Origin of the sequence: Moritella sp. (genome assembly GCF_013215705.1) — a bacterium.
Taxonomy (GTDB): domain Bacteria; phylum Pseudomonadota; class Gammaproteobacteria; order Enterobacterales; family Moritellaceae; genus Moritella.
The window spans coordinates 82355-100420 of sequence record NZ_JABSQR010000014.1 but is presented as its reverse complement, the minus strand read 5'-3'; the positions used below and the strand labels follow the sequence as shown (position 1 = coordinate 100420).

Annotated in this window: 11 protein-coding genes; 7 read left to right on the top strand and 4 right to left on the bottom strand. The window is 41.4% G+C overall.

Annotation, left to right across the window (positions count from 1 at the left end; genetic code table 11):
* Positions 1 to 32: 32 nt before the first annotated feature.
* Positions 33 to 1895, bottom strand: coding sequence for a diguanylate cyclase (locus HRT96_RS11190; protein ID WP_293156372.1), 1863 nt, complete (start codon positions 1893 to 1895; stop codon positions 33 to 35).
* A 522-nt stretch (positions 1896 to 2417) separates the two neighbouring features.
* Here HRT96_RS11190 and gltB point away from each other — a divergent pair.
* The 7 genes from gltB (at position 2418) to HRT96_RS11155 (ending at position 14011) form a co-directional block, all read left to right on the top strand.
* Positions 2418 to 6881 (top strand): glutamate synthase large subunit, encoded by a 4464-nt coding sequence (gene gltB / locus HRT96_RS11185; RefSeq protein ID WP_293156369.1) that lies wholly within the window; start codon positions 2418 to 2420, stop codon positions 6879 to 6881.
* An 8-nt stretch (positions 6882 to 6889) separates the two neighbouring features.
* Positions 6890 to 8302 (top strand): FAD-dependent oxidoreductase, encoded by a 1413-nt coding sequence (locus HRT96_RS11180; RefSeq protein WP_293156366.1) that lies wholly within the window; start codon positions 6890 to 6892, stop codon positions 8300 to 8302.
* A gap of 208 nt (positions 8303 to 8510) precedes the next feature.
* Positions 8511 to 9746 (top strand): DUF481 domain-containing protein, encoded by a 1236-nt coding sequence (locus tag HRT96_RS11175; RefSeq protein WP_293156363.1) that lies wholly within the window; start codon positions 8511 to 8513, stop codon positions 9744 to 9746.
* A 74-nt stretch (positions 9747 to 9820) separates the two neighbouring features.
* Positions 9821 to 10516: a 5'-methylthioadenosine/S-adenosylhomocysteine nucleosidase gene (gene mtnN / locus HRT96_RS11170; RefSeq protein WP_293156360.1), complete on the top strand. Its 696-nt coding sequence runs from the start codon at positions 9821 to 9823 to the stop codon at positions 10514 to 10516.
* 28 nt (positions 10517 to 10544) lie between these two features.
* Positions 10545 to 11456 (top strand): cobalamin biosynthesis protein, encoded by a 912-nt coding sequence (locus HRT96_RS11165; protein ID WP_293156357.1) that lies wholly within the window; start codon positions 10545 to 10547, stop codon positions 11454 to 11456.
* Between the two features lie 10 nt (positions 11457 to 11466).
* Positions 11467 to 12315 (top strand): cobalamin-binding protein, encoded by an 849-nt coding sequence (locus tag HRT96_RS11160; protein ID WP_293156354.1) that lies wholly within the window; start codon positions 11467 to 11469, stop codon positions 12313 to 12315.
* A 256-nt stretch (positions 12316 to 12571) separates the two neighbouring features.
* Entirely contained in the window at positions 12572 to 14011 is a 1440-nt protein-coding gene (locus HRT96_RS11155) for a polysaccharide export protein (protein ID WP_293156351.1), read from the top strand.
* Here HRT96_RS11155 and HRT96_RS11150 read toward each other — a convergent pair.
* The 3 genes from HRT96_RS11150 to HRT96_RS11140 form a co-directional block, all read right to left on the bottom strand.
* Positions 13948 to 14955, bottom strand: coding sequence for a hypothetical protein (locus tag HRT96_RS11150; RefSeq protein ID WP_293156348.1), 1008 nt, complete (start codon positions 14953 to 14955; stop codon positions 13948 to 13950). The genes HRT96_RS11155 and HRT96_RS11150 overlap by 64 nt on opposite strands.
* A gap of 438 nt (positions 14956 to 15393) precedes the next feature.
* Positions 15394 to 17022 carry an ABC transporter ATP-binding protein gene (locus HRT96_RS11145; RefSeq protein ID WP_293156345.1) on the bottom strand — a complete coding sequence of 543 codons (1629 nt, stop codon included), beginning with the start codon at positions 17020 to 17022 and terminating at the stop codon, positions 15394 to 15396.
* Entirely contained in the window at positions 17022 to 18044 is a 1023-nt protein-coding gene (locus HRT96_RS11140) for an ABC transporter permease (RefSeq protein WP_366051031.1), read from the bottom strand. Before HRT96_RS11140 ends, HRT96_RS11145 begins: the two co-directional genes overlap by 1 nt.
* Positions 18045 to 18066: the final 22 nt, after the last annotated feature.

Genomic DNA, 18066 nt, shown 5'->3' with positions numbered 1-18066 from the left:
GCAAACCACAGAAAATTAAGCTTTTAATAAATCTAACATTTTAATAAGTCGAAATTTAATTCCACCATTGCAGGCTCACGTTCCTCATCTCGATATACACAATACTGGTTGCGGCCATGTTCCTTTGCGAGGTACAAAGCCTTATCCGCATTTTCAAGTAATTGTGCTTCCGAACTTTCATCTTCAGGGCACAAAGTAGCAACACCAATACTGAGTGTGACATATTTTGCAGCCTTAGAGTGAGTATGTTCAATTGCTAAATTTTCAACCGCAGCAATGATTTTTATGGCAAGACGAATAGCCCCTTCTTCGTCGGTATTTGGTAAAATAACGGCAAATTCTTCACCGCCATAACGCGCAACTAAATCCGCACCACGATGGACCTGCTCATTCATCACTTGGGCAATGTTAGCGAGCACGGTATCACCCATTGGGTGGCCGTAATTATCGTTGTATAATTTGAAACTATCAACATCGCAGAACAACAACGACATTTCTTTAACTTCGCGATGATGGATTGACCAATAATGCTGTAACTTACTATCAAACGTGCGGCGATTAGCGATTTTAGTCAGTTCATCGATTGAACTTAGTTCATCAAATTTTTCTATCGCCTGTTCGAGTTCATGCTCGATACGCTTACGTTCAGTTAAATCTCGGTAGATAATTAAAATACCACTTTCACCATTAGTACTATTCACATAGCGCTGTTTACATATTTCATACCAGCGCGGTTCTTGATCTGAAAAATGCAAAAACTCTTCATAGCGAACCGATTTTCCATCCACTAATAATTGATTTTCTTGTTCCAATAACCAAAACTTTTTATCGTGACTAAACAGTTGTTGTCTATCCATACCAATTAAATCAGCATGTTTCACACCAACAACCTCGCAATAGCCATGATTGGCGCCAACATACTTACCATTACCATTCATAAAGGCAACCGGGTCTGGCGTCGCATTGATAACCGAGTTTAATAAACTATTATTACGGCTTAACTCAGCTTCAATGCGTAAGTGTTCACCGTTCTCACTCAGCAGACGCTCATTAAGTTCCATCACTTCCGTTTGGTCATTCGATACCGTTAAGATCGCGACCACGTTTTTATGCTCGTCATACAGCGGATACTTGATGGTTTGCAATAAAATATTATTGTCATCAACAGTACTCCACTCTTCATATTCTTGTATCTCACCAGTAAGTACAGACTTTTCATAAGATTTGATTTGCTCCAGCTTGGAAGCACTATAAAAATCATGTTCAAAATAGCCACTAACTTGCTCTACCGATTGGCCAAATTGAGTCGCCCATGATGGTGAGCAACTCAAGATGAGACCATCCAACGTTTTGATATGAATAAATGCCGAGTTGGAAGAAAATAAACTGTTAATGATTTGCCCATCCATATCCCAAGGAGAAATGGTTGAAGAATTAGTATCAATATGCTCAATCTGACACAACCAAGCCCGACGACCTTGATAGTTTATTTGCACTGCACTATAACGTAGCGTTTTCTTTAATTGCTTTATATGAAAAACATCATTGGTTACGGACGTTTGATCTGTTAGGTGGGATAGACGCTCAAAGCAACACTTAGCAACAATATGGCTGGTATGATTATCTTGATCAAAAATAGCGGTTATTGCCGGATTAGAATAACGTATTGTGGCTTTTTTGACATCGAGAACAAGTGTTGGGGTTGCTGACAATGTCAGCAACTCTTTATAGGTAGCAATTTTTCGTGATAGCGTTAACATCACCAGCATACTCATTAATAAAGCTGCCACAACCAACCAAAACGTGATCATGATAGGGGTATTTGTTGATAATTCAGTAATACCCCGCCACCAATTCAACATTGGCTGCATAAAAGATTGATAATTAAAATCCATATTTCCGCCCAAGATCCATCTCACACTGATGGACCATAAAACACCAAAATTAGAACACTGTAAAGCAGTTATGATGAAAATTAACGCCAGTGCCCATTTTTGTTTTACATACTTTAGTACTAGGTAACATAAACTAAATAAATCAATGCATTATTAGAATAAAAAATATAAATGGCATACAACAACATCAATAACAGCTTAAACATAATTAAAAAATCACACAATGTCATATATCCAAAATAAAAAACTAAATTTTGAATAATCCTCAGTTTTTTTTGTAGTTTATTGACCAATACCAAAACAAATGGCCCATTTACTTAAAAAGGTGATAAGTGACTCAGAATACATTTTTAGATTGACCTAAGTATTAATTCTGGTAAGTTTGGCAGGTTAGCCAATTTTCGGCTTTTGGAAATTTTAACGATTTATCTATTTTTGTATGTATTTTGTACCTGTGAGTAGAAGCTCAATATAGGCATATATATTTAGTATTTAGTGAATTGAATGCAAGGGAGAAGTGCAATGTCAGTCTATGACCCGTCGCTGGAAAAAGACAACTGTGGTTTTGGTTTAATCGCCCATCAAGAAGGTGAAGCTAGCCATAAGTTAGTGCGCGTCGCTATTTCATCATTAGACCGTATGCAACATAGGGGCGGTATCGCGGCAGATGGAAAAACAGGAGATGGCTGTGGTTTACTCATGCAGAAACCTGACAGTTTTTTCCGTGCTATCGCGATAGAAAATGATTGGAATCTAGGAAGTAATTACGCCGTTGGTATGATTTTCTTAAATCAGGATACCGATAAGTCTGCCGCCGCAAAGCAAATAATGAAAGAAGAGCTCGAACGCGAAACACTCAAGGTTGTTGGCTGGCGTGAAGTCCCTCTTGACACCAGCGTGCTTGGCGAAATTGCAATGTCATCGCTGCCACAAATCCAGCAGGTATTTATTAATGCACCTGCGGGCTGGGCACCAAAAGATATTGAACGCCGTTTATATATAACTAAACGTCGCATCGAAAAACGCATTATCGATGACAGCGATTTTTATATTGCCAGCTTATCAAACCTAGTGACTATCTATAAAGGTTTGTGTATGGCCGGCGATCTGCCGAAGTTCTTCTTAGATCTTGCCGATCTGCGTATGCAATCTTCAATTTGCTTGTTCCATCAACGATTCTCAACAAATACCTCGCCGAAATGGCCATTAGCACAACCATTCCGCTTTATGGCGCACAATGGTGAGATTAATACCATCGAAGGTAACCGAGAATGGGCACGCGCACGTAGTTACAAATTTAGTTCTCCACTCCTCCCTGACATGCATGATGCGGCACCGTTTGTTAATAGCAAAGGTTCTGACTCATCATCTATGGATAACATGCTCGAGCTATTCTTAGCCGGTGGCATGGACATTTTCCGTGCTTTCCGTCTACTTGTGCCGCCAGCATGGCAAAACCACCCGAATATGGATGATGATCTACGCGCATTCTATGACTTCAACTCTATGCATATGGAACCTTGGGATGGCCCAGCGGGTATCGTACTAACTGATGGCCGTTATGCAGCTTGTGGTCTCGATCGTAATGGGTTACGTCCAGCACGTTATGTGCGCACCACAGATGGTTTCATTACCGTAGCCTCTGAAGTAGGTATTTGGGATTACACTGCTGATGAAGTTATCGAAAAAGGCCGTGTTGGTCCGGGTGAGTTACTTGTTATCGATACTGAAACAGGTAAATTATGGACATCTTGGGACATTGACCAAGAATTGAAAAGCCGTAATCCGTACCGTGAATGGCTGTCAAACAATTCAACCAAATTGACACCATTTGAAGCATTACCAAAAGAAGCCATTGGTACCCGTACTTTTAATGACGAACAGTTAGCCACTTATCAAAAACAATTTGATTACAGCAGAGAAGAACTCGATCAAATTATTCGAGTGCTCGGTGAAAACGCGCAAGAAGCTACAGGCTCGATGGGTGATGATACCCCGATGGCTGTACTTTCAACTAAAACACGTTCACTGTATGACTACTTCCGTCAAAAATTCGCGCAAGTAACCAACCCGCCAATAGACCCATTACGTGAAAACCATGTGATGTCATTGGCAACTTGTATCGGGCGTGAGCACAATGTATTTAATGAAACAGGTGGTCATGCGCACCGCGTACTATTTGATTCACCCGTACTACTATTCTCAGACTTTAAGCAAGTAACTGAATTAAGCGGCGAATACTATAAAACTGCAAAAATTAACCTTTGCTTTAACGGTCAAGATGAAACCTTAGCACGCGCGGTAGCCCGTATTACTGCCGAAGCGATTGAACTTGCGACCGCTGGCGTTGTGCTATTAGTACTAACAGACCGTACCTTAGCGAAAAATAATTTACCGATCCCAGCAGCAATGGCTGTAGGTGCGGTACAAAAAGCACTGGTTTACGCCAACTTACGTTGTGATACTAACATTGTTATCGAAACGGCAAGTGCCCGTGACCCACATCATTTTGCGGTATTAATTGGGTTTGGTGCCACGGCGGTTTATCCGTACCTTGCTTATGAATCACTACGTAAACTAGTTGAAATAGAAACCATCCAACAAGATATTGCGAAGACATTATTAAACTACCGTAATGGTATTAATAAAGGTCTGTACAAGATCATGTCGAAAATGGGTATCTCTACCATTGCCAGTTACCGTTGTTCACAACTGTTTGAAGCAGTAGGTTTAGCCGACGAAATTATCGAGTTATGCTTTAAAGGCACAAGCAGCCGTATTAAAGGCGCTGATTTTAGCGATTTCCACATTGACCAACAGATACTGAGTAAATTGGCATGGACAAAACGTAAACCGACCTCACAAGGCGGTCTACTTAAATATGTTCACGGTGGTGAATACCATGCTTATAATCCAGATGTTGTCAGTACATTACAAACAGCAGTACAAAGCGGTAAATACGAAGACTACCAACAGTATTCAACCGAAGTAAATGAGCGCCCGATTGCCACCCTGCGTGATATGTTACAGCTGAAAAAATCAGATAATCCGATTGAACTGGATGCTGTAGAGCATGAAGATAACCTATTCAAACGTTTTGATACCGCCGCAATGTCAATCGGTGCATTAAGCCCTGAAGCCCATGAAGCACTGGCGATTGCGATGAACACCTTAGGTGGTAACTCTAACTCGGGCGAAGGCGGTGAAGATCCACGTCGTTTTGGTACTTTAAAAGTATCTAAAATTAAACAAATCGCTTCTGGCCGTTTTGGTGTAACACCGCATTACTTAATGAATGCAGAAATCATTCAAATAAAAGTAGCGCAAGGTGCAAAACCAGGTGAAGGTGGTCAATTACCCGGACATAAAGTAACCACTGAAATTGCTAAATTACGTAATGCCGTACCAGGTGTAACCCTTATTTCACCACCACCGCATCACGATATTTATTCAATTGAAGATTTAGCCCAGCTGATTTTTGATATTAAACAAATCAACCCGACTGTATTAGTCTCGGTGAAGTTAGTGTCTGAACCGGGGGTTGGTACCATTGCGACCGGTGTTGCAAAAGCCTATGCCGATTTAATCACTATTTCGGGTTACGACGGTGGTACAGCGGCAAGTCCGATTACCTCGGTTAAATATGCAGGTAGTCCTTGGGAGCTTGGCTTAGCAGAAACACAACAAGCACTTGTTGAAAATGGCTTACGTCATCGTATTCGTTTACAAGTTGATGGCGGGCTAAAAACCGGTCTTGATGTTATTAAAGGGGCGATCCTTGGTGCCGAGAGCTTCGGTTTTGGTACCGGTCCTATGGTGGCGTTAGGCTGTAAATTCCTCCGAATTTGTCACCTAAACAACTGTGCCACAGGTGTTGCAACACAAGACGAAAAATTACGTCAAGATCACTTCCATGGTCTGCCGGAAATGGTCATGAACTATTTCAAGTTTATTGCCCAAGAAACCCGTGAGATCATGGCATCACTTGGTGTAACTCAGTTAACTGATTTAATTGGCCGTACCGATTTACTGGTGCAATTAGACGGCTTAACTGACAAGCAACGTAAAATTGATTTATCTGGCATCATCTACAAGCCCCAGCCAAAAGAAGGCTTAGGTGTTTACTGTCAGGCAACCAACGAACCGTATGATAAAGCAGAACTAAATGAAGCATTAATTGCGCATTACTTAAAATCAATCACTGAGAAATCAGGGTTATCAAGTCATTACCCAATTAAAAACACTGACCGTTCTGTGGGTGCCCGCCTATCTGGTGAAATTGCCAAACAGCACGGTAACCAAGGGATGGCATCAGACCCTATCACGGTTAACTTTACCGGTACTGCTGGACAAAGTTTCGGTGTCTGGAATGCCGGTGGCTTACACCTCATCCTCACTGGCGATGCGAACGATTACGTTGGTAAAGGCATGGCTGGCGGTAAGATCGTTATTCGTCCTGAACCGGGGTCAGCGTTTAAATCAAACGAAGCGGTTATCGCAGGTAATACTTGTCTATACGGCGCATCCGGTGGCGAATTGTACGCGGCAGGTTTAGCTGGCGAACGTTTTGCAGTGCGTAACTCAGGTGCACACGCTGTAATCGAAGGTATTGGTGACAACGGTTGTGAATACATGACTGGCGGTATTGTGACCATCCTAGGGGAGACAGGTGTTAACTTTGGCGCTGGTATGACAGGTGGTTTTGCTTATGTTTATGACAAACATGGTCAATTAGCAAGTAGACTTAACAACGAACTGGTTGAACAGCATGCAGTAACGGACTACCCAATGCACGTTGAACACCTGCGCGGTATCATCATTGAACACCTTGCCCAAACATGCAGTCAGCATGCGCAAGACCTGCTTAATGAATTTGATACTGTGATAAATAAATTCTTTATTATCAAGCCTAAAACAGCTGATATGAACGCATTACTTGGCCACCAATCACGCTCTGCTGCAGAGTTACGTGTCCAGGCTCAATAGGAGGGATCATGAGTAATAATGTATTTCAATTTGTCGATGTACAACGCATTGATCCAGATAAGAAGCCGTTAAAGATCCGTAAAGTGGACTTTATCGAGATTTATAAACCATTCACGGCGAACCAAGCACAAATGCAATCGGGTCGTTGTTTAGAATGTGGTAACCCGTACTGTGAGTGGAAATGCCCAGTACATAACTACATTCCAAACTGGCTAAAGCTGGTTGAAGAAGGTCGTATTATTGAGGCTGCAGAGCTTTGTCATGAAACCAACAGCTTGCCTGAAGTTTGTGGCCGAGTTTGCCCACAAGATCGTTTATGTGAAGGTTCTTGCACCCTCAATGATGACTTTGGTGCGGTGACTATTGGTAATGTTGAAAAATACATTACCGACGAAGCCTTTAAAATGGGCTGGCGTCCAGACATGTCAAAAGTCGTTCGCAACAATAAAAAAGTGGCTATTATTGGCGCAGGTCCTGCCGGTCTTGGCGCCGCCGATATCTTAGTGCGTAATGGGGTAACACCCGTGGTCTTTGACCGAAATCCAGAAATTGGTGGTCTATTAACGTTTGGTATTCCGGCGTTCAAACTGGATAAAAGCGTGATGAGTCATCGCCGTGAAGTGTTCACGGAAATGGGCATCGAATTCCGCCTTAACACTGAGATTGGTAAAGATATTCAATTCAGTGAATTAGTTGCCGAGTACGATGCAGTATTTGTCGGTGTTGGTACCTACAAATACATCAATGGTGGTTTTGATAACGGTGCAGCACAAGGCGTTTATGATGCCCTGCCTTACCTTATTGCTAATGTTAATCATGAACTTGGCTTTGAAAAGAACGCTGATGATTACATTAACTTAAAAGGCAAAACGGTAATAGTACTAGGTGGCGGTGATACCGCGATGGACTGCGTACGAACCGCAATACGTCAAGGCGCTAAAGACGTTTATTGTGCTTACCGTCGTGACGAAATAAGTATGCCTGGTTCTAAGCGTGAAGTTAAAAACGCCAAAGAAGAAGGGGTTAAATTCTTATGGAATTTACAACCACTTGATATAGAAGTGGCTGGCGATAAAGCCACTGGCGTTAAAATGGTGAAAACTCGCCTAGGTAACCCAGATCAGAAAGGTCGTCGTCGTGCCGAACAAGTGATTGGCTCTGAACATGTGCTAAAAGCCGATGCGGTTATTCAAGCATTTGGTTTCCAGCCAGATCCTGCACAATGGTTATTGGATGAAGGTGTTACCACAAATAGCTGGAATGGCATTATTGCCCCAGAAAAAAGTGACTTCCCATTCCAAACTGAAAATCCAAAAATCTTTGCTGGCGGTGATGCCGTTCGCGGTTCAGACCTTGTGGTAACAGCAATTGATGAAGGTCGTCGTGCTGCCGAAGCCATGTTGGACTATTTAGAGGTTTAAACGCTTATCAAAATGCAGTATTTAACGGCGCTGTTATTTAGTCGTTAAAGCCTGATTTTGCTAATTAAAAACGCTAGTATTCATTCTACTAGCGTTTTTTTATACATTATTTTCAACTATAAAAACGATAATATGTTTAATTATTGACCATTGTTTTGTATTATACCCATCCAATTTCAAGGAACTATGGCGCAAATACCTGATAACAATGAACTCGTTTAATATTCTCAAAACAACTAAATTAACTTTAATTGTTATTAATATCGCTTTTAGTTTTTTAAGCACCGTATTTAGCGTGCCGAGCTTTGCTGCGCAAGAAATAATTTTAGGTGACTATATTAAAACGCAAGCGCCAACCTCATCGAGCGAATCAAGCAGTGTTAGCACCAATATTGCCGACAATACCAATGCAGTGACCCTCACTGAAAACAGCCAAGAGATCATACTTGCCGACAGTTTAGGCATAGATGAAGATTGGCTCTGGTTAAAATCAGGTGAATTCTTAATTGGTAACATCGAAGATCTTTATGATGAAAAACTCGCTTTCGATAGCGATGACCTTGGCGATTTAAAAATTAAGTGGTCTGATATCAGCCGGATTAACAGTCGTCAATTATTTACCGTTCGAACCATTGACGGCAGAATCATTACTGGCACCATTGCGCTTGAAGACGGCATCCTCATTATTAGCAATAACCGACAGCACAAAATAGCCCAAGCAGATCTAATGACCCTGATCGCAGGTTTAGAGACTGGTGGTAATATTTGGCAAGGAAAAATAACCTTCGGGGCCAATCTCAGCTCAGGTAATACCAATAAACTCGAATATAATACCAATGCAGAACTTTCTCGTCACACCACTACATCACGTATTAAAACGTCTTATAGCGCGATTATCGGGGTGACAAATAATGTTCAGACCGATGAGAACCATCGTTTTTTAATGACCTACGATGTCTATAGTGACAAAGATTTGTTTTTCAGACCGCTTGATTTAAGTCTATACCGAGACCCATTGCAAAATGTAAACAGCCGGATCAATATCGGTATGGGTATCGGTTATCAATTCATTGACGACGGTGATCAAGAGTTAGAGATGAACTTAGGACCTTCTTATTTGTATACCAAATATGAATTTAGCGAGACACAACTCAATACGAGTGATTCCAGTCTCGCGGTATCCGTCAGTCTTGATTATGAGCGTGAAATACATAATCAGATTGATCTAGAATTGAGTTATAAAATAACCGCAACAGAATCTGATCTTGGCGGCTATTTACAAAATGCCAAAATGAATTTTGATATTGAACTGACTGACGTGCTCGATTTCGATATCACTTTCTTCTGGGATCGGGTTAATAACCCCCTACTTAATATAGACGGTGTTCCGCTAGAAAAAAATGACTTTCGTATTGCATTTGGCTTAGGTGTTTCTTTTAATTAATACCTTACCGAAAAATGAATACCGCAACCAAACTGTGCTAGCATGGCATTTTTCGAGATAGATTAGAGACAACGATGAAAATAGGTATTATTGGTGCAATGGAGCAGGAAGTTGAGATCCTGCGTGAGCAACTTGATAACGTAACGACATTTACGCAAGCCGGTTGTGAGTATTATAGTGGCACACTTGCTGGGCATGATATTATTTTAAGCAAATCAGGTATTGGTAAAGTTGCAGCTGCCGTAGCAACAACACTACTACTTGTACATTACAAGCCTGATTACATCATCAACACTGGCTCTGCAGGCGGTTACGATAAAGCGCTTAAAGTTGGCGATGTCGTAATATCAAGTGAAGTGCGTCACCACGATGTGGACTTAACCGTATTTGGCTACGAAATAGGTCAATGTGCTCAAAAACCTGCGGCATATATTCCTGATCAACGTCTTGTTGACGCGGCGAAAAAAGCCATCTCTGCAGACAGCTACATTAAAACTATCGAAGGTTTAATTTGTACTGGTGATAGCTTCATGGCTGATCCGAAAAAAGTAGAAGAAGCGCGTGCTAACTTCCCGACAATGGCTGCAGTAGAAATGGAAGCGGCGGCAATTGCCCAAACATGTCACCAGTTTGACGTCCCATTTGTGGTGATCCGTTCATTATCAGATATCGCGGGTAAAGAATCTCCAACATCATTTGAAGAATACCTGGTTGTGGCCGCGAAAAACTCATCCGCAATGGTAGTAAACATGTTACACGAGTTAAAATAACATGAATTTGGCCATGGATTGGACCAGTATGCAGTCAGTATTTATCTTACTGACTGCAGTCGCCATCGCCCGTTTACCGCTATGCCCACCGCGCTTTCACCCGACACAACTGTTAAACACCCTTTTTAGCGCCATTGCAGATAAAGTAAATAACGCACAACGCAGCCCGCAGCAACAGTACATCGCAGGCCACCTTGCCATGATCACCATGCTCGGTTTCATTTTAATTATCGCTGCCGTTATTCAATTTATTGTTATTGAAGCCATCTTATTTGAGTTGGTATTATTATTGTGTTTATTACAATGGGAAAAAATCAGCTTACCCGAAATTGATTTAGGTAACCTGGAAAAGCAAACCATCATCAGCCAAATACAACCTCGGACATTGCGAGATTTAGACCAACTATCCTTACTCGGTTTACATAAAGCCAGTATCGAAAATATGTGCTTACGTAATAGTTATCAGTGGTTTGCTGTTATATTTTGGTATGTTTGCTTGGGTATCTGGCCAGCGATAATTTATCGTACCATTCAATTAATGGCGCATAACTGGAATAGCAAACTACCGGTTAATCATCAATTCGGTCGTCCTGTAGCGTCCTTACTACGGCTATTAGCGTCACCAGCTCATCTTGTACTTGCATGCACATTACGCTGCTTACAGCGCGCGACAAGCCCAATATCGAATTTAACCAAACAAGCTAAACAATGGCATCACTTTAGCAGTGGTTTTTTATTATCAAGCTTTGCCTATAGCCTTGCGATCCAATTAGGCGGCCCACGTAAATATCAAGGGTCAATGCAGCGCTTTAGCCAACTTGGTCATACCCAGCCAGCACAGCGCGATGATATCAAACGCGCACAACAGAAATTAACCTTGGCACTCATCATTTGGTTATGTTTTATTACCGCCATCTATCTGCTTATCGCAATTAAATAAATGAGTTTTTATGTCTTTTTACGCGCTACTAGTTTCTCTACTCATCGCACCATTAATAGCACTATCATTGCCAGCACAAGCACAATATCCACAGCGTATCGTATCGCTGTCGCCGCATACCACCGAACTTATTTTCGCCGCTGGCGCGGGTGATAGACTGATCGGGGTCAGTGCTTACTCTGATTACCCAGAAGAGGCCAAAGCATTACCGGTTGTTGCTAGCTCGCAACAAATAAATATCGAAACGATACTCGCACTTGAACCCGATCTGGTCATTTACTGGCAACAAGGTAATTCCGCAGCAGATATCAATCAACTTAAAAAATTTGGCATTCCAGTTTATGCTTCAAAGAGCGGTGGATTAGATGATATTGCCACCCAAATACAGCGACTTGGAAAAATGTTAGGGACCCAATCTATTGCCGACCCGGTGAGTGATAAATACCGTCAAGCCTTAGCTGCATTGCGCGCTAAGTATGCGCACAATCCGAAGCAAGACCTCTTCTATCAAGTCTGGCCAACCCCGTTAATGACAGTGGCGAACGACCCTTGGTTACGGGAACAATTTGAGTTATGTGGTTTTAATAATGTATTTAATGGCAGCCCTGTGCCCTATCCCGTTATCAATATAGAACAAGTGCTAGTGAAGCAACCCGCAGTGATAGTGGCAGGCACAGTGAATGACGCTGAGTTAGCACAATGGCAAACCTGGCAGAGTATTCCGGCAGTGAAAAACGGCAATATATTTAGAATTAATCCCGATGTATCACATCGTTTTTCACCTCGCGTAGTACAAGGTATAACAACCCTCTGCGAGATTGCCTTACAAGCGCAACAAAACGTAAAAACCAACCAGTAAATGTTGGTCTGAGAATAATACCAATTGCATTAAATAAGTGAGCAATTATTTCGCAGGGGAAATTGACAATAACAAGGCGTTAATTGCCGTAACTAGCTATTCTAATTACAAAATTAACAACGTAGTTAGTGTCGATTTTAACCAGAAAGAATGATCATCTATTTATTGTGATTGGTATAAATATTGCCATAATTCAGACAGCTAGCTACCTTTAATAAAGGTTCCTTGTGACGTGTAACATTTATGGCAATGATTTATGGCCTTATGGGTTAAGCTTTATCAGCTTTATGCTATTTTTTGGCGGAAACGCTTTTATTTACTGATCCCAATTATTACGATGCCAGTCATTGGTTATTTTGTTGGCCGCAGTATTCCTGACAGTTACCATTCACATACCAATATATTATTGCAAGAAAGCGCACTGTTAAATCCATTTTTGTCAGAACTCTCACAGCCATTCAATATCCAATCTCGCTTTAAAGCGATCAACATTCTGGTTAAGCGCAAACAAGTGTTGCTCGAGGTGGCTCAACAAGTCGGTTTAATTATGCCCGATGATTCAGCTTGGCAACAACAGCAAGTTGTTAATAAAATAAGACAATCTTTAAAGTTGTCATTAACGGGGGCTGAACTAATCAAAGTTGAAATGGTATGGCCAGACCCGCGACAATTAAGCGTAATCTTAGATGTGGTCAGCGAACAATTCATTTTACGCTTAACTAAACCCAACCAAGAACAGGCATTAACTAGTCAAGCCTTTATTGCCAAGCAGCTCAATCGACAATACAAAGTATTACGCCAAGCAGAACAGAACCTTTTTGATTATCAACTAAAAAATGCCAGCATCATTCCTGAGTTATATGAAGCCAGGGAGTCAGGGCTTGTTGATATCAATCGCAGTCTAGAAAATAAAGCACAGGAATTAGCATTATTTCAATCAAAATTAACGCTATTAACGAAAAGATTAATTCTAACCAATCCTGCTGCACAGTTTATTGATAACAAAATAACTCAACTCGAAACATTAAAAGTCCAGCAATTAACGCACTACACCGAACAACACTCACAAATTAAATCAATAAATCTAAAAATAACTCGCTTACAAGAGCAAAGGCAAAGACTCCAGTCCAGCATACAAAGTCAACAGGGGCTAGATTTACTGCTAAACCGTATAACGCGACTGACACAACAAACCTTAACAACGCAGGTAACGCCATTATTACTCGCTCAGCTCGATAGTTATGAACGCTATAGAAACAGCATTAACAAAATAACATTAGAATTAAAAACACTGGTGAAACAGCAGCAATACTTCCAACAAAACCAAGCTAAATATGTACAAATTGAGCTCCAGTTACAGCGATTAAAGCGTGAGCACGATGCCAAAAACACCGTCTATTTAGATTTATTAACTCGCCATGAAATGGTGTCCATTAGTAATGCCCTTAGCGAATATGAATCAGCGACTAACATTAAGATCATTACGCGACCCTTCATTCCCGAACAAACTATTAATTTGCCTATTATCAGCTATATTTTACTGGGGTTGTTATTAGGCATAATCCAAGGGACAGCCATCAGTATTACACTGTCAACAACACAAGATACGCTATGGGATGAAAGTAAGATTGCTCACGACATGGGTTTAAAAATCATTGCGCGCGTCCCGTTAATCTCATTAGCATCGGGTCGATAAATTATCTGTAATATTGTTTTACCTTTGCCGAGCGGATCCGCTGAAATAACCAGGTGTGGTATTGCCATATACTCTGGGCTATAACCGTCAAATGGCTGTTTATCTTCTACCAATACCACAAAATGACCAAACTTGATACGTTCATAATTAGGGTATAAAGATTGGTAAAAATCAAGTACCGAGGCGGCACTTGCGTCAACGCTATAACTTGCTAACGGTAAACTGGCTATACGATTGAGATGTAGCCCTTCAGGGATGAAATTTTGCAATTCTGCACCGCGATAGATAGGGAGAAAATGATGCGGTAACGGAACTTGACCACCTAATTTTTCCAGTTTACGAAGCCAATGAGGTTCACCCTCCACGATTTTATGCGCATCACGGCTGGCTACAGAACCCTTATCCACACTCGGCTCAATATCCTGCTGTAGTTCAATGTCCTGCTGTAGTTCAATATCTAACGTATATAGATTTAACAATGCGGGTTGAAATTGCTGCTTAATAACATCCAACATAATTGCTTGGGGATCCTTAGCGATAATGGCATCCATCTCAGTCGCGATACGCTTCACCATCGTTGAATTCACAAACTGGCGATAATGCCCGAGATCATTACATTGGCGACAAAAATTAGTCAATAAATCTGCCGTGGTAATTGTAATAACATCGTGTTGCATATATTCAGGAAAGATAAGTAGGGAATCAAAACTGAGGCCATTATCTGAGAATAACTCCAAATAATAGGGTTCTGTGTTATTGGTAATGTCACTGCTATTAAGGCATAACTGATTGTTAACGACGGGCTGTGATAATATTTCATCAAGGTAAATCGTTTTGTTTTGCAAATAAGCTGACTCGATTTTTACCACGCTAGTACAATTATTGGCATTCGCTAATGGCGGAAATAATATCGCAACCATGACGATTATTTTAACGAACTGCATTTGATATCCTTATCTAGCAATTATTTCGATGTAATCAAATTAGTGCAAAGGCTCCGCCGAGACTATATTGACATTCTTGTGAGGTAAGGTTTAATTTAACAGTAATTTACATGTATCGTAACGATCAACGTCACTAAGTTAACAATCATCAAAAATAAACCCGTAAAAATACGATATCAACAGTTGCATATTAAAAGTAATGCGCTATATTTAAGTCAGAAGCCGAAACAGCCGACCACTTGATTGGTCAAATAGATGTAATGACATCGTATTTGGACTTTCAATGCCGGCGTGCTTGGTTATCTCACTCTAACTTCGGGTTAGCGCTTTGGAATACCACTGCATTCAGAATTAAAAAAGCTCACTATTTATTAGTGAGCTTTTTTTGTCTGTAAAACAGTGGGCAACTATCACTAAAGTATTAACTCGAATGGTACTTTAATTAAAACACATTGCGGCCGACAATAATGCTTGGGTATAAGCTTGCTGCGGTTGCTTAAACACTGCTTCTGTTTCCCCCTCCTCAACAACTTTACCGTCTTTAAGCACTAAAATACGGTGACTTACCGCGCGTACCACACTTAAATCATGAGTAATAAAAATATAGCTGAGTTGGTGCTGTTGCTGCAACTGACACAACAAATCTAAGATCTGTTTTTGCACTGTACGATCGAGTGCTGATGTGGGCTCATCTAAAATAAGGATCTGAGGTTTTAATACTAACGCTCGCGCGATAGCAATACGCTGACGCTGTCCACCAGAAAACTGATGTGGGTAACGCTCTAAAGACTCTGCAGGCAAGGCAACATCAATCAAGACTTGTTGGATAGCGATTTCAATTTCAGCATCACTGTGTTTACCTTGCACCTCTAAACCTTCACTGATGATTTGTCGTACAGACATGCGTGGACTGAGACTACCAAACGGATCTTGAAACACGATTTGTAACGACTGACGATAAGCGCGCATCGCAGTCAAATTTAGTCCTTGCAGATTAGTACCGTTAAAATAAATATCACCTTCACTTTCAATCAGTCTCAATAGGCCTCGTACCAAGGTACTTTTACCAGAACCACTTTCCCCGACAATACCGAGGGTTTCCCCTTGATATAATTGCAGTGATACGCCGTCAACGGCTTTGACGTGATCATAAGTGCGCTGCCAGAGCCCTTTCTTTAACGGAAACCATACCTTGAAATCGTTTACCTGTAATAATGGCTGTGTGCGTATCAACGTCGGCATATCGCGTTGTGGTTCCGCATCCAACAGAATTTTGGTATACGCATGCTGAGGATCTGAAAAAATCCGCTCAACAGCGCCCATTTCCACAATTTTACCCGCTTTCATGACGGCTACATCATCGGCCAAATGTTTGACGATATTAAGATCATGGGTGATCATCAATATTGCCATTCCCAGCTTAGCCTGTAATGATTTCAACAATTCCAAAATCTGTAATTGCACGGTGACATCCAGTGCAGTGGTCGGTTCATCAGCGATCAATAAATCTGGCTCATTGGCCAACGCCATCGCGATCATCACTCGCTGGCGTTGACCACCCGATAATTCATGTGGATAAGAACCTAAGCGCTTTTTAGGTTCCGGAATTGCGACTAACTCTAACAATTCGAGACAACGGCACTGCGCCGCTTTTTTATTTAACCCCTGATGTAAAAACAGTATTTCAGATATCTGTTTTTCAATGGTATGCAATGGGTTCAAAGACGTCATCGGTTCTTGAAAGATCATGCTGGCACAGTTACCCCGTAGCGCTTGCATCACCGCGTGGTTTTTGCCTATCACCTCTTTGCCCATTAGCTTAATACTACCGGCCGGATAGTGGGCAGCGGGAAAAGGCAATAACTGTAAAATAGATAACGCGGTCACTGATTTACCAGAGCCACTTTCACCAACAAGCGCAAAGGTTTTGCCTTTTTCAATAGCAAAAGAAACATGCTCAACAACCCGCTGTTCACCAAAACTAACCGATAAATCGTTTACCTCCAGTACCAGTTGTTTCGGCTCAGAGGCAGATATAATTTTTAGTTTAAGTTTCGTTTTACTCATTACGCTCCCTTACGAGGATCAAACGCATCACGTGCCGCTTCACCAATAAAGACTAATAACACCAAGATCGTTGCCATCGACACAAACGCGGTAATACCTAACCAAGGTGCTTGCAGGTTATTTTTACCTTGCTTGATTAATTCACCTAACGACGGCGAGCCCACTTCTAAACCAAAACCGAGAAAATCCAACGAGGTTAATGTGGTGAGCGCACCCGTAAAAATAAACGGCATAAACGTCATCGTCGCCACCATCGCATTAGGCAGAATATGCTTAAACATAATAGCGCGGTGAGATTGCCCCAAGGCTTTCGCGGCAATGACATACTCGAGATGACGGCCACGCAAGAACTCGGCGCGAACCACGTCTACCAGCGCCATCCAGCTAAATAACAGCATGATGCCCAGTAACCACCAAAAGTCAGGTTGGACTAAACTGGCTAAAATAATCAATAAAAACAACATAGGTAAACCCGACCAGATCTCGATAAAACGCTGACCATAGAGATCAATACGACCGCCGAAATAACCTTGTGTTGCCCCCACCGCAACACCAATTATCGAGCTAAATATGGTCAAGGTAATTGCAAATAATACCGAGATACGAAAACCATAAATAAGCCGCGCGAGGACATCACGACTCTGATCGTCCGTGCCTAATAAATTGTTACTATCTGGCGCAGAAGGTGCCGGCACCGTTAAATCATAATTGAAGGTATCATAACTAAATGGGATCAAGGGCCACCACATATTGCCCTGTGCTAAAATCAACTCTTGAATATATTCATCACGATAATCGGCAATAATATCCAGCTCACCACCAAACTCCAATTCGTTATAATCATATAACACAGGTAAGTAATAACTGTCGTTGTAACGCACCACTAACGGCTTATCATTCGCAATGAACTCTGCGAATAAACTCAATAAAAATAATCCGCTAAATAACCATAACGACCAATATCCGCGTTTATTAAGCTTAAAGGTTTGCCAGCGATTGAGGTTCATCGGATTTTGTTTGATCCGCTGCCACGTTGCGATCCAG

Coding starts and splice junctions, on each gene's coding strand:
- HRT96_RS11190 (WP_293156372.1), bottom strand. CDS start 1,895: ATGGATTTTAATTATCAATCTTTTATGCAGCCAATGTTGAATTGGTGG.
- gltB (WP_293156369.1), top strand. CDS start 2,418: ATGTCAGTCTATGACCCGTCGCTGGAAAAAGACAACTGTGGTTTTGGT.
- HRT96_RS11180 (WP_293156366.1), top strand. CDS start 6,890: ATGAGTAATAATGTATTTCAATTTGTCGATGTACAACGCATTGATCCA.
- HRT96_RS11175 (WP_293156363.1), top strand. CDS start 8,511: ATGAACTCGTTTAATATTCTCAAAACAACTAAATTAACTTTAATTGTT.
- mtnN (WP_293156360.1), top strand. CDS start 9,821: ATGAAAATAGGTATTATTGGTGCAATGGAGCAGGAAGTTGAGATCCTG.
- HRT96_RS11165 (WP_293156357.1), top strand. CDS start 10,545: ATGCAGTCAGTATTTATCTTACTGACTGCAGTCGCCATCGCCCGTTTA.
- HRT96_RS11160 (WP_293156354.1), top strand. CDS start 11,467: ATGTCTTTTTACGCGCTACTAGTTTCTCTACTCATCGCACCATTAATA.
- HRT96_RS11155 (WP_293156351.1), top strand. CDS start 12,572: ATGGCCTTATGGGTTAAGCTTTATCAGCTTTATGCTATTTTTTGGCGG.
- HRT96_RS11150 (WP_293156348.1), bottom strand. CDS start 14,955: ATGCAGTTCGTTAAAATAATCGTCATGGTTGCGATATTATTTCCGCCA.
- HRT96_RS11145 (WP_293156345.1), bottom strand. CDS start 17,022: ATGAGTAAAACGAAACTTAAACTAAAAATTATATCTGCCTCTGAGCCG.